This window comes from Pseudoglutamicibacter cumminsii (assembly GCF_003143995.1).
Lineage (GTDB): Bacteria > Actinomycetota > Actinomycetes > Actinomycetales > Micrococcaceae > Pseudoglutamicibacter > Pseudoglutamicibacter cumminsii_B.
This window is the reverse complement of record NZ_QFWG01000005.1, coordinates 90,509-105,395: the sequence shown is the minus strand read 5'-3', so window position 1 is coordinate 105,395 and position 14,887 is coordinate 90,509. Positions and strand designations below refer to the sequence as shown.

Here is a 14,887-nt window from a genome sequence, read left to right as displayed (position 1 = left end):
TCAGTCCGGTCAAGGTCACCAGTGGGTATTTTCTTTTGCAATAAATCACTACGCACGTTGTGCGTGGTTCAACGAAATGGAGTGTTCATGACGTCTCAGCATGAAGAAGTGTGGCTTACGCAGAAAGCCTACGATCGTCTGAGCGCTGAATTGGAGCACCTCTCCGGCCCGTACCGGGCTGAGATCCTCGAGCGTATTGAATCTGCTCGTGAAGAGGGCGACCTGAAGGAGAACGGCGGCTACCACGCGGCGCGTGAAGAGCAGTCGAAGAACGAAGGCCGCATCGTGTACTTGAAGCAGCTGCTCGAGTCCGCTCAGGTGGGTGAAACCCCTGAAGACGATGGCGTAGTCGAGCCAGGCATGGTTGTTGTCGCGAAGATCGCTGGCATGGAGACCCGCTTCCTGTTCGGCAACCGTGAGCTTGCTGACGGCAGCGACCTCGAAGTGTATTCGGATCACTCGGCGCTCGGTCAGGCGATCGACGGCCACAAGGTCGGCGAGAAGCTCAGCTACACCGCACCTAACGGCAAGGAGATCCCTGTCGAGATCGTAGAGGCACACCCTTACGACGGCTAAGTAGCGCGAAAGCCCGTTCAGGGCTTGTGACAGCGTGAGGGGCGGTTCAGAATCATCTGAACCGCCCCTCACGCTGTGTGCGCATGCAGCGCTACCGAATGGCCTTAGCTACAGAATGACCTGAGTTACAGAATGACCTGCGGATCGTAGCCGTGGGCGCGCAACGCATCGAGCACTTCATCTGAATGCTCGTGCCCGTTGGTTTCCATGTCGATCGTGATCGCGACGTCACCCATCGACAACGCGCCGCCGATGCGGGTGTGGTCCACGCGGGTCACGTTGGCGCTACAGTCAGCGATGATGCGGGAAATGGTCGCGAGCTCACCCGCGCGGTCCTGAAGCATCATCTTGATGGTGAGGTAGCGTCCGGCGGCGGCAAGACCGCGCTGGATCACCTTGAGCATCAGAAGCGGGTCGATGTTGCCGCCAGAGAGAACGGCGACCGTCTTGGAAGGCTCGATGCCGGACTCAACCAGAGTGTTCTCCAGAAGTGCCGCAACCCCCACGGCCCCGGCCGGTTCGACCACAAGTTTGGAACGTTCAAGCAAGAACACGAGCGCGCGAGCCAACGCGTCCTCAGATACCGTGACGACGTCGTCAACGAGCTCCCGAATGATCTCGAACGGCATCTGCCCCGGGCGGCCCACAGCAATGCCATCAGCGATGGTACGGACCTTCGTCAACGGAACCAGCGCATCGGCGGCCAGCGACGGCGGATACGCTGCAGCATCCTCCGCCTGCACGCCAATAACCTTGATATCCCGGCCAAGCTCCGCAGCACGGCCCTTGATCGCGGTCGCGACACCAGCAAGCAGGCCGCCGCCGCCAACGCCCATGATCACGGTCTCGACCTCTGGATACTGCTCCAGGATCTCCAGGCCAATCGTTCCCTGGCCAGCGATGATGTCCGGGTGGTCGAACGGGTGCACAAACACCGCGCCGCTCTCTTCCGCGTACGCTTCAGCGGCCGCGAGCGCCTCGTCGACCGTCTCACCGTGCAACACGACCTCCGCGCCGTGGTCGCGCGTCGCCGTGAGCTTAGGGAGCGCTACGCCCAACGGCATGTAGATCCGCGCTTTAATCCCCAGCTTCGAAGCCGCCTGGGCGACACCCTGAGCGTGGTTACCAGCCGATGCGGCCACGACGCCGCGGGCACGCTCCTCTTCCGTAAGGTTATTCATGCGCACATACGCGCCACGGACCTTGAACGAGCCAGAACGCTGAAGGTTCTCCGCTTTGAGCCACACCGGAGCTTTCGTATGTAGCTCGAGGGCACGCGAGTGGTGCAGACCAGTTTTCTCAACCACGCCATCGAGCACTTCGGCCGCGCGACGAACATCGGCAAGCCTCACCGGAAGGTCACGCGTTGGGTCTTCCCGAGGAATCATCGTTGCGTTTTCGTTTGGCGTGGACGATTCTTCTTGACGTGCCTGTTCTGTCACTATTCCGATTCTCCTGGCCGATGGATTCCAGCGGTTATTGTCGAGGGGTTAGGTTTCCTGAGCGCCCTGCTCCGGCTGCTTTCGACCAGCTACAGTGTCAGCATGGTCTGAGGCCAGAGGGGTCTCTTCTTCATCATATGTACCCGCTGGCGCCTCCTCCGCTTTTGAGTCATACTGCCCCGCTTCTTTACGGCGATGCGCCACCGCAGGGTCTCGCTCCCACTCTCGAGCCGCAAGGTACTTGCCAACACTGTTGATGATCGCAATAAGCGGTACAGAGAACAGAGCGCCAGCGATGCCGAAGAGGAACGTACCGCACGCGACCACCAGAACGACCGCGAGCGGGTGAAGACTCACCGCACGGCCCATGATCAACGGCTGCAGAACATGCGATTCGACCTGCTGAACGAACAGCACGACGCCGAGCATGATGAGCGCGACAACCCAACCCTGGGCCACGAGCGCGATCAGAACTGCGATAGCACCGGTCAGGAATGCACCCACGATCGGGATGAACGCACCCAAGAAGACCAAGACACCCAGCTGCGGTGCAAGCGGGACGTTGAGGATGAAAGCACCCAGCCCGATGCCGAAACCATCGATCAGCGCAACGATGACTTGAACACGGATATAGGAAACAAGCGAACCCCACCCGCGGCGACCAGCGCCGTCAGCAGCGGCCCGCGTGTGGCGTGGAAACAAGCCGACTGTCCACTTCCAAATCTTCGCGCCATCGAGCAGGAAGAAAATCAAAGCGAAAACCGTGAGCAACAGACCAGTCAGGAAGTGTGTGACCGTGGTTCCGACCGAGGCTGCCTGCTTCAGAAGATCCTGCGAGTTCTCCTGCATGCGATGCAGCATCTCTTGCGCCCAGTCGGTGATCTGCGTGTCAGTGATCTGCAGCGGGCCAGTCGCCAGCCATGTGCGGATCGAATTGATACCAGTGATCGCTTCAGACCACAGTCTCTCCGCGCCGTCGGCCATGGTTGCGACCACAAGCCACACGACACCCGTCAACGCAGCGGCGAAGACGAGCAACGTACTGAACGTCGCGAGGCCGTTCGGGAACCGCATCTTGAGGAACAGTCGCTTCAGCGGCAACAGTAGGCCCGCCAGCAGCGCGGCAATCATGACCGGAATCAGCACCACCGCGACACGGCTCAGACCCCACAGGATCATGACGGCTACCAAGATGATCGCACCGATCCGCCACGCATAACCCGCTGTGACCTTCAACGGCTGCGGAACATCGCTCGGCACCTTTATGTCGGGACGCTCGGGTTCCTGCTCGACAGGCGCTTGTGGTTCGTTGAGTTCGTCACGGCTGAGTTCTTCACGGCGCCGCTCAATCGTGCTGCGCACGCTACGGAGCCGCTCTGCGAGTCTCGCTCCGGCGCTCCGGAGCCGACGCTTCGATGGTTCGGGCATAAAAACACGGTATGCCAAAACATGTGTTTTGGCATACCGTGTCGATGCTTTATGCGCTGAGCGTTGTCAACGCGGATGTTTCAGAAAGCTGGTCGCTCTCCGCGTCCCCGCTTAGCGGTCCACCATTTCGCGGATGATCATGAGCAGGCGCAGGATCTCGATGTAGATCCACACGAGCGTCAAGGTCAGGCCGAAAGCGCAGGTCCATGCGACCTGCTTTGGAGCGCCCTGGGAGATTGCGTTCTGGATGAACTCGAAGTCCATGACCAGGAAGTAGGTCGCCAGCAGCACTGCGAACAGGCCGATCGCCATGCCGAAGAGGCCCGTGCGCATCGAGGTACCCGCGATCAGCACGAGGCCAAGGTTCACGAGCGAGAACGCGAGGTACGCGATTGCCGCAACCATGACGATGCGGGTCATGCGTGGCGAGGTGCGGTACTTGCCGGAGCGGAACAGGCCCAAGGTCACAGCGAAGACGAGGACCGTACCGAGAACCGCCTGAAGCGCGATACCAGGGTAGGCGACTTCAGCGATCGCGGAGATCGCACCCAGAACGAAACCTTCAAGGACCGCGTAGATCACCGAAAGCGTTGGCGAGGTAACCCGCTTGAACTGGTTGACAAGAGCGATCACGAACGCCGCAAGCGCCGCGATACCCACCATCGCGAAAACCGAGCCGCCCAGCGCGCCGAAACCCATGCCCGCCATCGCGTTGCGGACCGAGTTCATCACCAGGAACCAAGCGACAGCGCCGGAAGCCACAATGAGGCCGAGCATGATGGTCATCTTGTTGAGCACATCGCCCATAACCATCCGGTCGCCCTGATTACCCTGGACGCTCAGGTCACCTGCAGCGTAGTTCGGCTGCTCGTAACCCTGCTGCGGCTGGTAGCCGTACTGGTTCTGTGGGGCGTTCTGTGGACCGTTGTAACCGTATGGTTGCTGCGGAGCCTGCTGGCCGGCCTGTGCCGAAGGAGCGCCGTACATACGGTCAAGGTCTGCTGCCGAAGGCGCGTGAATAGCTTCAGCGCCCTCGCCGTTCCGCATCTTCTCTCGGAAGTTTTTGTCTTTAAACACCGGGTTACTGCTGCGGTAAGCCATTAATTTTCTACCTCTTTTTCTTAGGGCGGCGCCCTTCACCCCGTGAGATTCACGTGCTGAAACGCGCGTCCAAGGAACCGTGATCTATCCTACAGGTCGGCTTCACCAAGCGACAGCTGTAACGGAACCTGACTTAATTTCGGTATGTCCCGCGTCGCGGATCACAACGGTTGCATTGGTTGCTGTGGTGCGCCATCCGTCACGGTCCAGTGGGATGAGAGTTGACGGGAAATCGTGTTCAATCCAGGCTTCAAGTTCTTCCGGGCTGAGTTGCATCGCCCAGGTCAGGGCCGCGTGAGCGGACTGTGCCGCCGCTTTGCCGGTCGACATCCCCAGCACGGTGTCAATCCCGATGTGCAAGACACGTGGCGCTTCCATGTCGCCGTGGACTGTTGGTTCGCCGGTGTGTTCGAACTCGGTTCCGGACACCTGCAGTTGCTTCATGCGTCCGGTGAGTGGATATTCGGTCGGGGCGAGCGCTGCGGCCTTCGCAGTTCCGACGCTCACCATCACTGCGCCGGCAGTCTCGAGTGCACGGAAGTCTTTCGGTTTGCCTCGACGCACGCTTTTACCTTGGCCACCGCCGCGGCCGTCGGGCCCGTACATCCATGGCTCCCACATCGGGTCATCTGGGAAAGCCAGCCACGCGGTAACGGATGCGAGCGCGGCCGCAAGGCACGTATCTTCGTGGGTCGCTAAAGCCTCGGGGTCTTTCAAGACCGCGATCGGCTGAATCAGATCAACACCTGGCACGTGCCCCCACTGGGACTCGAACCCAGACTGAAAGGATTTTAAGTCCTCTGCCTCTGCCATTGGGCTATGGGGGCTTGCGCGCTGACTGCTATGTAGCGGGGCACGCGTGAGTATCAGTTTTCACGGCGAACTCACCGCGAAGAGTGAAAAGAAAGCGAGGTGTTCGGCTGATACTCGCAGCCGAACACCTCGCTGTGAGAGCTACTTGGAAGAATCAGCCTTCTTCTTAGGGGAAGCTGCCTTACGGAACTCGTCGAATGGACGGTTCACGTTGCGCAGGCCCCACACATCGCGACCTGCGATGAGCTGGTTGATCCAACCGCTGAAGACGCGGATCTTGCGTTCGATGGTTGGCATGGCCATGCCGTGGTAGCCGCGGTGCGCAGCCCACGCGAGGAAGCCATGCATTGGGAACTTGATGATCTTGGCTACGCCCTTGCCGTAGCCAAGGCCAGCGACGGCACCGAGGTTGGTGTGCTTGTATTCCTTGATTTCGCCCTGGCCGTAGCGTTCTGCGAGCAGGTTGCTTGCCAATACTGGTGCCTGCCGGACGGCGTGCTGTGCGTTCGGCACGCACGTGCCGTCTGGGAGGCCGCCACCGGAGAGGTCCGGGACTGCGGCGATGTCGCCTGCACCCCATGCGCCTTCGATGACGTTGCCGTCAGCGTCAACGCAACGCAGGGTCGCGTCAACGGTCAGGCGGCCGCGCTGTTCGACGTTGAGGTCGGTGTCGCGGATCATCGGGTTGGCCTGGACGCCAGCGGTCCAGATGAGGGTGTCGACGTCGAACTCGTCTACTGGGTCGCCGCCTGGCATCGAGACGAGCTTGAGGTGGCGGTCGGTCGCGTCGGAAAGCGAGGTGTTGAGGCGCACGGTGATGCCCCGGTCGCGGAGGTGCTCAACAACCCACTTAGCGGAGTCTTCCTGGACCTCAGGCATGATCTTGCCCATCGCTTCGACGAGCTGGAAGTCGAGGTCTGCTGGGGTGATGTTGCGGCAACGCTGTGCGGCCAGAACAGCTGCGTCGTGCAACTCAGAGATGGTCTCAACGCCGTTGAAGCCACCGCCGACAACGACGACGCGCAGTGCACGGTTGCGTGCTACAGGGTCGTCAGTGTTGTCTGCGAACTGGATGCGCTCCTGAACGTGGTCGCGCAGGTAGATCGCTTCTTCGACGCGCTTGACGCCAATGCCGGCGTCCGCGAGGCCTGGGATCGGGAACGTCTTGGTGATCGCGCCGGCCGCGAGGACGACATCCTGGTAAGGAATGTTGAACTCTTCACCGTCTTCACCCTTGACGAGGGCTTCCTTGGCCTTGTGGTCGATGCTGACGACCGAGCCGCGAACGAGCTCGCTGTGGCGGAGCCAGCGTGCGTGAGGCACGGTGATGTGACGTGGTTCGATCGATCCACCCATAACTTCTGGGAGGAACGGCTGGTAGGTCATGTATGGAAGCGGATCAACCACGGTTACGATGCCGCCGAGGCTACGAACCTTCTTCTGGAGGTTCTTGGCAACGTAGAGGCCGAGGTATCCACCACCTACGACGAGAGTACGTGGGCGCTGAGATAGTTGCTGTGAGCTAGGCATAGCTCCATTCTATGCCTGATCTGAGTTTGTCAAAGTCTGCGTCACAGCGTGCGGCGCATGAGTTCGAGCGCAACCCCGTCAAGGATGTCGTTTTCGCTGGCTGCGAGCTCTTTGACACGACCGTTGCTACGCTCGTGGACGGTTTCGAGGATGGTCTTGAGGATCATCGCTCCGCCGGCCATGATGTCGACGCGGCCGGGGTGCATGTACGGCAAGTCGGCGAGCCTTTTCTTAGAGAAGGAAGCGAGTTCTCCGCATATTGCTATCGCTAGTGGTACGGGAATCGATGCGCCGGTAATGCGTTCTGGGACGTAGGCCGGCAGGTCGAGAGCGTGAGCCAGCACTGTGGTGACGGTTCCTGCGACGCCGACGAGTCGGTCTACTGTGCTGAGGTCGATGGTGTCTGATAGCTCGGTCAGTACGTCACCGACGGCGTGGGCGATGGCTTCTTTTTCGCTCTCAAGCGGCGGGTCGGAGTGGATGAACCGTTCGGCGTAGCGGACCGCACCCATCTGGGTTGAGGCTTCCGCGAGCACTTCGCCTTCCCGGCCAATCACAAACTCGGTTGACCCTCCCCCGAGATCAAGCACCAGGACATTCTCAGCCGGTGCAACATCGACAGCTGAAACTGCGCCGGTGAAGGAATAGAGGGCTTCTTGGTCGCCGGTTATGACGTTAGGTTCCACGCCGAGGTAGCGGCGCACCACATCGTGCACTTCTTCTGCATTCGCGGCGTCGCGGGTTGCTGACGTCGCTACGAAGGTCGTCTGCTCTGGCTTGTAGCGTTCGATGATCGCGGCGAAACCGTCGAGGGGTTTCGCGAGCCGCTCGAGGGCTTCTGGCGAGACCCGGCCATGCGAGTCCACGCCTTGACCCAGTCGCACAACCTCCATGGTGCGGACGCAGTCGGTGAGTTCGATTTCGCCGTCGGTGACTGTCATGTCGGCGATCAGCAGACGGACTGAGTTGGTTCCACAGTCGATGACGGCGGCGCGCATCTAGTTACCCTCCGCTTTCTCTGCGGCACGTTTAGCGGCGCGTTCGATGCGCTTCTTCTCAGGGTCGCCGGCCTGGGTCCGGACGTGGCGTGATTTGTCCTTGGATGGGGCTGGACCTTCGGTGTCCCACGCGCCAGCGCACGAGCACACGTCGGGACGCCACCATTCGGAAATCGCCTCGAGAGCTTGGTCACCGAGCGGGTTCGTTCCCGGGCCCGCCGCCAGCGAATGGCCCACGAGCACGTGGATGCACTTGACGCGATCAGGCATCCCTCCAGCAGATACGCCCGCGATCTCCGGAACTTCCCCGACGCCTGAACGCTTACCGATCGCATCACGCACAGCGAGGTAGTGTTCGTGGGCCGCGGCGTAGGCTTTCGCGAGTTCCGGGTCTTCGGCCAGCTTCTCGTTCATCGTGACCATGAGGCCTTCAGCCTCGACGCGTGAGCACGCGGACGTCGCAACCGGGTGCGTCAGGTAGTACGTGGTCGGGAACGGAATTCCGGAGCTCAGACGAGGCGCGGTGGTCGCTACAAGTGGGTTTCCACAGACGCAACGAGCCCCAATCTCAACGATGTCGCGGGCTGGACGGCCCAGTTGGCGCGACACGGTGTCGACGTCCTTCTCAGTAGGAATCCGCTGTTCGCTGTTGAGCGCTTCTGCGGCGGGGGTCGTCATTTCTTCTCCTCGTTACGCTTCTGCCCAGATTAGTCGTTCTGATCAGTCTTGTGGTTCTGACCAGTGTTCTGGTTCTGTTCAGTCTTCTGGTCGGTTTGTTGGCGTGAGGTCGGGTTGGTTCCTAATGAAACCGTGGAATCCCACAGACCTTCTGCCCACGGCAGCCCTTGCCTGTAACCGCTTGGATGGCTTGTCGCTGCGAGCTTCTTCTTGGCCGGCTTACCGACCGGAACGTAGAGCTTCTCCCCCGGCGAATACACGTTGAGCCGGTTGCGTGACTGCTGCTTGATGTATTCGGGGTCGTCCCAGCGTTTAAGCTCGCGGTCTAGCCGTTCTTGTTCGGCTTTAGCTTGGGCGATGTCAGCGCGGGCTTTGTTAAGTTCAGCCGTCTGGTTGCCGAGTGTTGTGAGTGCCGGGAACATCGTCACCGCAGAGATGATGACGACGATGGTCAGCACGATAACGCGCATCGACAAGCTTTTCGCTGGAACCGGCTGCTGCGGCGTCGGCTTGGTCTTCTGCGCTGAGGCACGCACTCCGGTGGAACGGATGGCACCTTGAAGTGCGGCACGTTCGGTAAGCCGATCGTTGACGCGGGCTTTGCGGCGTTCGGCCGCCGCGGCTCGCGCCGCGGCACGTCCACGCTTAGTTCCAGCTTGGTCGTTGCGTTGCGCTGGGTGCTGGGCGTCCCGCACTGAGGCGCGCGAGGCACGCTCTTGTTTAGCTTTTTCTTGGCGAGCGTGGAAGCGCGCTTTGCGTTCTTCGGTGTCTTTCGCCCGCGCCTCGGCACGCTTGCGGGCCTGCTCGCGTTGCATGCGGCGGCGTTCGCTTTTTTCGAGGCGGCGCTGCTTCTTATCTTGCTTGCTGGGCCGCGCCTTAGATGTAGCGGTGATGGTCTCTTGCGGCTTGTCAGCCTCAGCTACCGAAGGTTCAGGCTGATGCGCCTGTTCAGGGTGCGGTGTTAGTCCGGGCTCTTGCGCCGACTGCAACGCCTCTGCGTCTTTGCGCGCTTCTTCGGCTTTGTGCGCTTGCTCAGCTTCGCGCGCTTCTGCGTCTTCGCGTGCTTGCTCAGCTTCGCGAGCTTGTTGCGCGCTGGATTCACGCGCCTGCTGTGCACTGTGCGCATGCGGTACGCGTGGGCGTCGCTGGCTCATTGGCACATCCTTTCGGCGCTAAATCCATACCCGCTAGTAACGCAGGAAACCACCGAAGAACAAAGCTTCGGTGGTTTCCTATCCTACTCAGCTGAGCTGTGTCTGCGGGCTAACCGCGCCGCGAGCGCATCGGCAGTCTCACTAGACGCGATCACGGCTGCGGCCAGCCGCGCGTAGGCCCTGAATTTAGGCCTTGAAACGTGGGAAAGCGGATGCGCCGGCGTAGGCTGCGGCTTCGCCGAGTTCCTCTTCGATGCGGAGCAAGTGGTTGTACTTTGCGACGCGGTCGGAGCGCGCTGGCGCGCCGGTCTTGATCTGGCCGGCGTTGGTTGCCACGGCGAGGTCAGCGATCGTGACGTCTTCCGTTTCACCCGAGCGGTGCGAGATCATGCACGCGTAGCCTGCGCGCTGTGCCATCGTGATCGCGTCGAGGGTTTCGGTGAGGGTACCGATCTGGTTGACCTTGACGAGCAACGCGTTCGCGGTGTCGTCCTTGATGCCGCGTTCGAGGCGTTCTGGGTTGGTTACGAACAGGTCGTCGCCAACCAGCTGGACCTTGTCGCCCAGGCGCTCGGTCAGGTTCTTCCAGCCTGCCCAGTCGTCTTCGTAGAGCGGGTCTTCGATGGAAACGAGCGAGTACGCCTCAACGAGCTCGGCGTAGTAGTCAGCCATCTGCTCTGCGGTGCGGTTCTCGCCTTCGAAGACGTAGACGCCGTCCTTGTAGAACTCGGAGGATGCAACGTCAAGCGCGAGCGCAACGTCGGCGCCTGGCTTGTAGCCGGCCTTCTCGATCGCGGTCACGATCAAATCGAGCGCGGTGCGGTTGCTTGGCAGGTTCGGAGCGAAGCCACCTTCGTCGCCGAGGCCGGTCGAGAGGCCCTTTTCGTTCAGAACAGCCTTGAGCGAGTGGTACACCTCAATGCCCATGCGCAGCGCTTCAGAGAAGGTTGGCGCGGAAAGCGGCGCAATCATGAACTCCTGAATATCCACATCGGAGTCAGCGTGGGAGCCGCCGTTGAGGATGTTCATCATCGGAACTGGCAGAACGTGAGCGTTCGGGCCGCCGAGGTACTTGTACAGCGGGAGGTTCGAAGACTCGGAAGCAGCGTGAGCGGCTGCGAGCGAAACGCCCAGCAGAGCGTTAGCGCCGAGCTTGGACTTGTTGTTCGTGCCATCCAGGTCAAGCATGAGCTGGTCGATGTCACGCTGGTCGGTCGCAACGAGACCCTGGAGTTCAGGGCCGATGACGTCAATGACGTTGTCCACGGCCTTGGTGACGCCCTTGCCGAGGTAGCGGCTCTTGTCGCCGTCGCGAAGCTCTACCGCTTCGAATTCACCAGTGGATGCGCCCGAAGGCACGATGGCGCGGCCCAGTGAGCCGTCCGTGAGAAGAACTTCAGCTTCAACAGTTGGGTTACCGCGGGAATCGATGACCTGGCGCGCGTGAACGGCGTCAATCAGAGGCATGGGTTTGTGCTCCTTTGATGATTTAACGGCGCGTGGCTTTGTGGTGGCGCCGCTCGTCACTTCCCATCGTATCGGTCGTTGTGCGCCCGAGCCTCTTTCTCACGCTTTTTTGCTTCCGCCCACGCCGCTTCAGCCGCTTCCGCGCTGTGCTGCGGATCAGGCCGTAGCGAGCCTTCCGGCGTGAAAAGATGCGTGTTTCGGCGCAGCAACTTAGCGCTCAGAGCGTCGGCGATGTCATCCAGATCGAACGCGCCGCGCTCCCTACCCATCTCAGCGTGCAGCAGGATCTGAAACAACACATCCCCCAGCTCCGCAACCAAGTCCGCATCCGGCGCGTCCCCAGCCACCGCATCGTGCACTTCCTGAGCTTCCTCAATCAGGTACGGGGTCAGCTTCTGCGGGGTCAGCGCCGACGTCCAACCGCATTCGCTACGCAACAAACGCACGATGCCGCGCACCCGTGCCAGCGCGGCCGTCACCTGATCGAGGTCAGCGGAATGTTCGTGTTCAGGACTCATCGGGATCCTTCAAATGCACCTCACGGCGCGGAGGCTTAGGCTTCGGCTCAGTTTCTTCCCAGTCAGGGTTAACCCGAAAAATCACGCGATGCACGATGCGGTCCAAGACCCAGCCGAGCGCCATCGCGATACAGATCGAAATGAAAATCCCCAGCAGGCGGTTCTCTTCCATCCACTGGCCACCCACGGTTCCGATCAACACGGAATACGCGCCCCACATGAGGCACCCGATCGCGTCATAGAGCATGAACGCCTTACGCGAGTAGCCCGTCGCGCCGGCCGTGAAGTTCACTGCGACGCGACCAATGGGCACATACCGCGCAGTGAAAATCAGGACGCCGCCACGCTTCTCAAGCTGCTTTTCGGCGGTCACCAGCATCTTCGCGACCGCAGGCCTGCGCATCCATTTGAAACCCTGGCGGCCCACCGCCCGGCCCATCGAATAAGCGATCTGGTCGCCAATGAAAGCGCCGGTTGCGCCCACGAGCGCCAAAACGAACACCGGCCAGAAGCCTTGTGAGCTCCACACCGAAGACAAGCCGATAAGCAAAGACTCCGAGGGAACAACCGGGAAGAACCCATCGATCACGGACATCAGGAAAACAACGGGTAGAACCCACCACGCGGTCGCCGTGTGGAGGATCCAATCGTTAACCATGTCCAACGTGTCGCCCAGTTTTGAAGCGACAACTAGTCCGATCAGGTTCATCCCGTCATACTCTTCCTATCGACGCGGTCGACTACTTCTGCTACTTCTGCGCCTTGTGCGCCGCCTCGTCAGCAGCAAGCAGCGCGGCGCGAGCCATCACAGCAACGCCAGTCTTGATCGCGGATTCATCCGGATCGTAGTCACCCTGGTGAAGGTCGTAAACCGGCCCACCGGGGCGGCGCGTACCCAAGCGCATCAGAACGCCTGGCTTGCGCATCGTCATCCATGCGAAATCCTCGCCGCCCATCGACTGCGGCATCAGTTCGATAGCCTCGCCGCCGATCTCCTGGCGGGCGGCTTCTTCGATGAGCGCGGTCTCGGACTCGGCGTTGACAACCGGCGGAACACCGCGGATGTGATCCAGCTCAACTTCAACGTTATACGGCGCCGCGACCTGCTTGATGACCTGATCAAGCAACTCACCCGCCTGGTCCCACGCACCGGCGTCGAGGCAGCGCATCGTGCCGGACAAGGTACCGAACGCCGGAATCGCGTTCGGCGCGTTACCCGCGCTGATCTGACCCCACACAACAGAAACCGCGGAACGAACGTCGATGCGGCGGCTCAGAACCGCCGGAACACCCAGCGCGATCTGCGCCATCGCGTACACAAGGTCCTCGGTCAGATGCGGGCGGGACGTGTGGCCGCCGCGGCCGTGAAGGCGAATGCGGATCGTGTCAGATGCCGAGGTGATAGCGCCGATGCGGGTTCCAACGCGGCCCGCGAGGATGCGCGGCTCGCAGTGCAACGCGGCCAGGCGCGGAAGCGGGTCAATGATGCCCTGCTTAATGACCTTCTTAGCTCCGCCCGGCATCTTCTCTTCAGCTGGCTGGAAGATGACGCGTACGCGAGCGTTGAGCTTGCCTTCCTGATTCAGGCGGTGAAGCACGAACGCGACGCCGAGCATCACGGTCGTGTGGACGTCGTGGCCACACGCATGCGCCACACCCTTGTTTTTGGATGCGTACTCGAGTCCCGTAACTTCGGTGACCGGCAGAGCGTCGATATCTGCACGCAAGCCGATCGCGAAAGGCCCCTCGCCGATATCAACGTAAACGCCGGTGTCCTGCAAGCGCTGAGGCTCAAGTCCTGCTATTTCGAGGGCTTCTACGATCCTGTCGGTTGTACGGAACTCCTCGAATGACAACTCCGGATCAGCATGCACTTCACGTCGGAACGCCACGAGGCTCTCAAACAGATCCTCGATTTGCGCAGAAGTGTCCAGTGCGAACGTTTGAGCTGTCACGGCGTTACCTTCCTCTTCGTCTCCTCAATAGAGTACGTCGCTGTTAGAGTACGTCGGTTTGGCCGTGAGCCTTCAACGCGTTAACTGCGTCCTTAACCTGCTGCGCGTGCGATTTGGTGGTCACAAGCAGCGCATCAGGCGTATCGACGACGACAACATCTTCCACGCCGATCAAAGCGATCACACGGTTGGTATCGGACACAACGATGCCGGAGGACTCATCGACGTAGACACGGCCGCCATGACCAAGGACTCTTACGCGGGAGTCATCTTCTGCCGGATTAAGACGTCCAAGGGCAGCGAAGTCACCTACGTCATCCCACGTGAACTCACCTGGAACCACCGCAACATCGCCCGCGGCGGCCGCAGGTTCCGCAACCGCGTAGTCAATCGCAGTTTTAGGCAGGCCAGGCCACACATCGTTCATGACCTGCTGTTGACGATCAGTGCCCCACGCATCGGCGATCTCCTCAAGACCTGCGGCCAGCGCCGGCTCGTTCTTCCGCAGATGCTTGAGCATCAGCCCGACAGGGGCCACGAACATGCCTGCATTCCACAAGTAGTTGCCGCTCGCAAGATAACGCTGCGCCGCGTCCTCTCCCGGCTTTTCAACAAAATCGATCACTGCACGGCCGTTCGGAGCGCCCGGGATGATCAGCTTTTTGCCCGCACGGATGTAACCGAAACCGGTCGCGGCATAGGTCGGGGTGATTCCGATCGTCACGATCTTGCCCGTCGCGGCAACATGTACTGCCTCCACGACCGCGTCACGGAACTGTGCTTCCGGAGTGATGACCTGATCGGCCGCGAACGAACCCATGATGATGTCTGGGTTGAACTTATTGAGAATCGCGGCAGTCAAGCCAATCGCCGCGGCAGAGTCCTTCGGTTCAGGCTCCAACACGAGGTCATGCTCACGAAGTTCTGTGATCTGGCGGCGAACAGCCTCGCCGTGCGCTTGCCCCGTGACGACGAGGACGCGCTCGTTAGTCAGCGGCAAAAGGCGTTCGTACGTCGAACGAATGAGTGTGCTGCCGCAACCTGTGAGGTCATGCAAAAACTTAGGGGCAGCGGCCCGCGACAGTGGCCACAACCGAGTCCCCGTCCCGCCGGCAGGAATGACGCCATAAAAGCGCTTCATGACGTCGTCGGAGACACCATCATTCATCATCATTTGATTCACCCTACCCGAGAACACCTGCCTGCCCTGACACACGTGCCCCCGTT

14 protein-coding genes and 1 tRNA gene are annotated in these 14,887 nt (G+C 60.8%); 1 reads left to right on the top strand and 14 read right to left on the bottom strand.

Annotated features, from left to right (window positions below):
* The first annotated feature begins 87 nt into the window (after nucleotides 1-87).
* Nucleotides 88-576, top strand: a complete 489-nt coding sequence (gene greA / locus CAY35_RS05355; protein ID WP_101630206.1) for a transcription elongation factor GreA — start codon at nucleotides 88-90, stop codon at nucleotides 574-576.
* A 125-nt stretch (nucleotides 577-701) separates the two neighbouring features.
* Here greA and ilvA read toward each other — a convergent pair whose 3' ends face one another.
* From ilvA to CAY35_RS05285, 14 genes are all read right to left on the bottom strand, one after another.
* On the bottom strand, nucleotides 702-1,964 hold the full coding sequence (gene ilvA, locus CAY35_RS05350) for a threonine ammonia-lyase (protein WP_109303686.1): 1,263 nt from the start codon (nucleotides 1,962-1,964) through the stop codon (nucleotides 702-704).
* A 102-nt stretch (nucleotides 1,965-2,066) separates the two neighbouring features.
* Entirely contained in the window at nucleotides 2,067-3,380 is a 1,314-nt protein-coding gene (locus CAY35_RS05345) for an AI-2E family transporter (RefSeq protein ID WP_181377499.1), read from the bottom strand.
* A gap of 177 nt (nucleotides 3,381-3,557) precedes the next feature.
* Nucleotides 3,558-4,547 (bottom strand): Bax inhibitor-1/YccA family protein, encoded by a 990-nt coding sequence (locus CAY35_RS05340; protein WP_258265644.1) that lies wholly within the window; start codon nucleotides 4,545-4,547, stop codon nucleotides 3,558-3,560.
* A gap of 102 nt (nucleotides 4,548-4,649) precedes the next feature.
* Entirely contained in the window at nucleotides 4,650-5,300 is a 651-nt protein-coding gene (locus tag CAY35_RS05335) for a peptidyl-tRNA hydrolase (protein WP_109303648.1), read from the bottom strand.
* Nucleotide 5,301: 1 nt separating this feature from the next.
* Nucleotides 5,302-5,374, bottom strand: a tRNA-Leu gene (locus CAY35_RS05330).
* Between the two features lie 127 nt (nucleotides 5,375-5,501).
* Nucleotides 5,502-6,890, bottom strand: coding sequence for an NAD(P)/FAD-dependent oxidoreductase (locus CAY35_RS05325; RefSeq protein WP_109303647.1), 1,389 nt, complete (start codon nucleotides 6,888-6,890; stop codon nucleotides 5,502-5,504).
* A gap of 41 nt (nucleotides 6,891-6,931) precedes the next feature.
* Entirely contained in the window at nucleotides 6,932-7,888 is a 957-nt protein-coding gene (locus CAY35_RS05320; RefSeq protein ID WP_109303646.1) for a Ppx/GppA phosphatase family protein, read from the bottom strand.
* Entirely contained in the window at nucleotides 7,889-8,566 is a 678-nt protein-coding gene (locus CAY35_RS05315; protein WP_109303645.1) for a DUF501 domain-containing protein, read from the bottom strand.
* 29 nt (nucleotides 8,567-8,595) lie between these two features.
* Complete coding sequence (locus tag CAY35_RS05310; RefSeq protein ID WP_109303644.1) at nucleotides 8,596-9,720, bottom strand: septum formation initiator family protein; 1,125 nt, start codon at nucleotides 9,718-9,720, stop codon at nucleotides 8,596-8,598.
* Between the two features lie 186 nt (nucleotides 9,721-9,906).
* The gene (gene eno, locus CAY35_RS05305) at nucleotides 9,907-11,187 is read right to left on the bottom strand and encodes a phosphopyruvate hydratase (protein WP_109303643.1); all 1,281 of its coding nucleotides are present in this window, start codon (nucleotides 11,185-11,187) and stop codon (nucleotides 9,907-9,909) included.
* Nucleotides 11,188-11,243: 56 nt separating this feature from the next.
* The gene (locus CAY35_RS05300) at nucleotides 11,244-11,705 is read right to left on the bottom strand and encodes a MazG nucleotide pyrophosphohydrolase domain-containing protein (protein ID WP_109303642.1); all 462 of its coding nucleotides are present in this window, start codon (nucleotides 11,703-11,705) and stop codon (nucleotides 11,244-11,246) included.
* Entirely contained in the window at nucleotides 11,695-12,363 is a 669-nt protein-coding gene (locus CAY35_RS05295) for a DedA family protein (RefSeq protein ID WP_181377498.1), read from the bottom strand. The genes CAY35_RS05300 and CAY35_RS05295 overlap by 11 nt, the downstream gene beginning before the upstream one ends.
* 91 nt (nucleotides 12,364-12,454) lie before the next feature.
* Complete coding sequence (locus CAY35_RS05290; RefSeq protein WP_109303640.1) at nucleotides 12,455-13,660, bottom strand: amidohydrolase; 1,206 nt, start codon at nucleotides 13,658-13,660, stop codon at nucleotides 12,455-12,457.
* Nucleotides 13,661-13,703: 43 nt separating this feature from the next.
* Complete coding sequence (locus CAY35_RS05285) at nucleotides 13,704-14,831, bottom strand: mannose-1-phosphate guanylyltransferase (protein ID WP_109303684.1); 1,128 nt, start codon at nucleotides 14,829-14,831, stop codon at nucleotides 13,704-13,706.
* Nucleotides 14,832-14,887: the final 56 nt, after the last annotated feature.

What these genes read in the sequence shown, in the direction of transcription:
- CAY35_RS05325 (WP_109303647.1), bottom strand. Translation starts at nt 6,890, where the DNA reads ATGCCTAGCTCACAGCAACTATCTCAGCGCCCACGTACTCTCGTCGTA.
- CAY35_RS05340 (WP_258265644.1), bottom strand. Translation starts at nt 4,547, where the DNA reads ATGGCTTACCGCAGCAGTAACCCGGTGTTTAAAGACAAAAACTTCCGA.
- eno (WP_109303643.1), bottom strand. Translation starts at nt 11,187, where the DNA reads ATGCCTCTGATTGACGCCGTTCACGCGCGCCAGGTCATCGATTCCCGC.
- CAY35_RS05285 (WP_109303684.1), bottom strand. Translation starts at nt 14,831, where the DNA reads ATGATGAATGATGGTGTCTCCGACGACGTCATGAAGCGCTTTTATGGC.
- CAY35_RS05310 (WP_109303644.1), bottom strand. Translation starts at nt 9,720, where the DNA reads ATGAGCCAGCGACGCCCACGCGTACCGCATGCGCACAGTGCACAGCAG.
- ilvA (WP_109303686.1), bottom strand. Translation starts at nt 1,964, where the DNA reads ATGATTCCTCGGGAAGACCCAACGCGTGACCTTCCGGTGAGGCTTGCC.
- CAY35_RS05295 (WP_181377498.1), bottom strand. Translation starts at nt 12,363, where the DNA reads ATGGTTAACGATTGGATCCTCCACACGGCGACCGCGTGGTGGGTTCTA.
- CAY35_RS05320 (WP_109303646.1), bottom strand. Translation starts at nt 7,888, where the DNA reads ATGCGCGCCGCCGTCATCGACTGTGGAACCAACTCAGTCCGTCTGCTG.
- CAY35_RS05300 (WP_109303642.1), bottom strand. Translation starts at nt 11,705, where the DNA reads ATGAGTCCTGAACACGAACATTCCGCTGACCTCGATCAGGTGACGGCC.
- greA (WP_101630206.1), top strand. Translation starts at nt 88, where the DNA reads ATGACGTCTCAGCATGAAGAAGTGTGGCTTACGCAGAAAGCCTACGAT.
- CAY35_RS05315 (WP_109303645.1), bottom strand. Translation starts at nt 8,566, where the DNA reads ATGACGACCCCCGCCGCAGAAGCGCTCAACAGCGAACAGCGGATTCCT.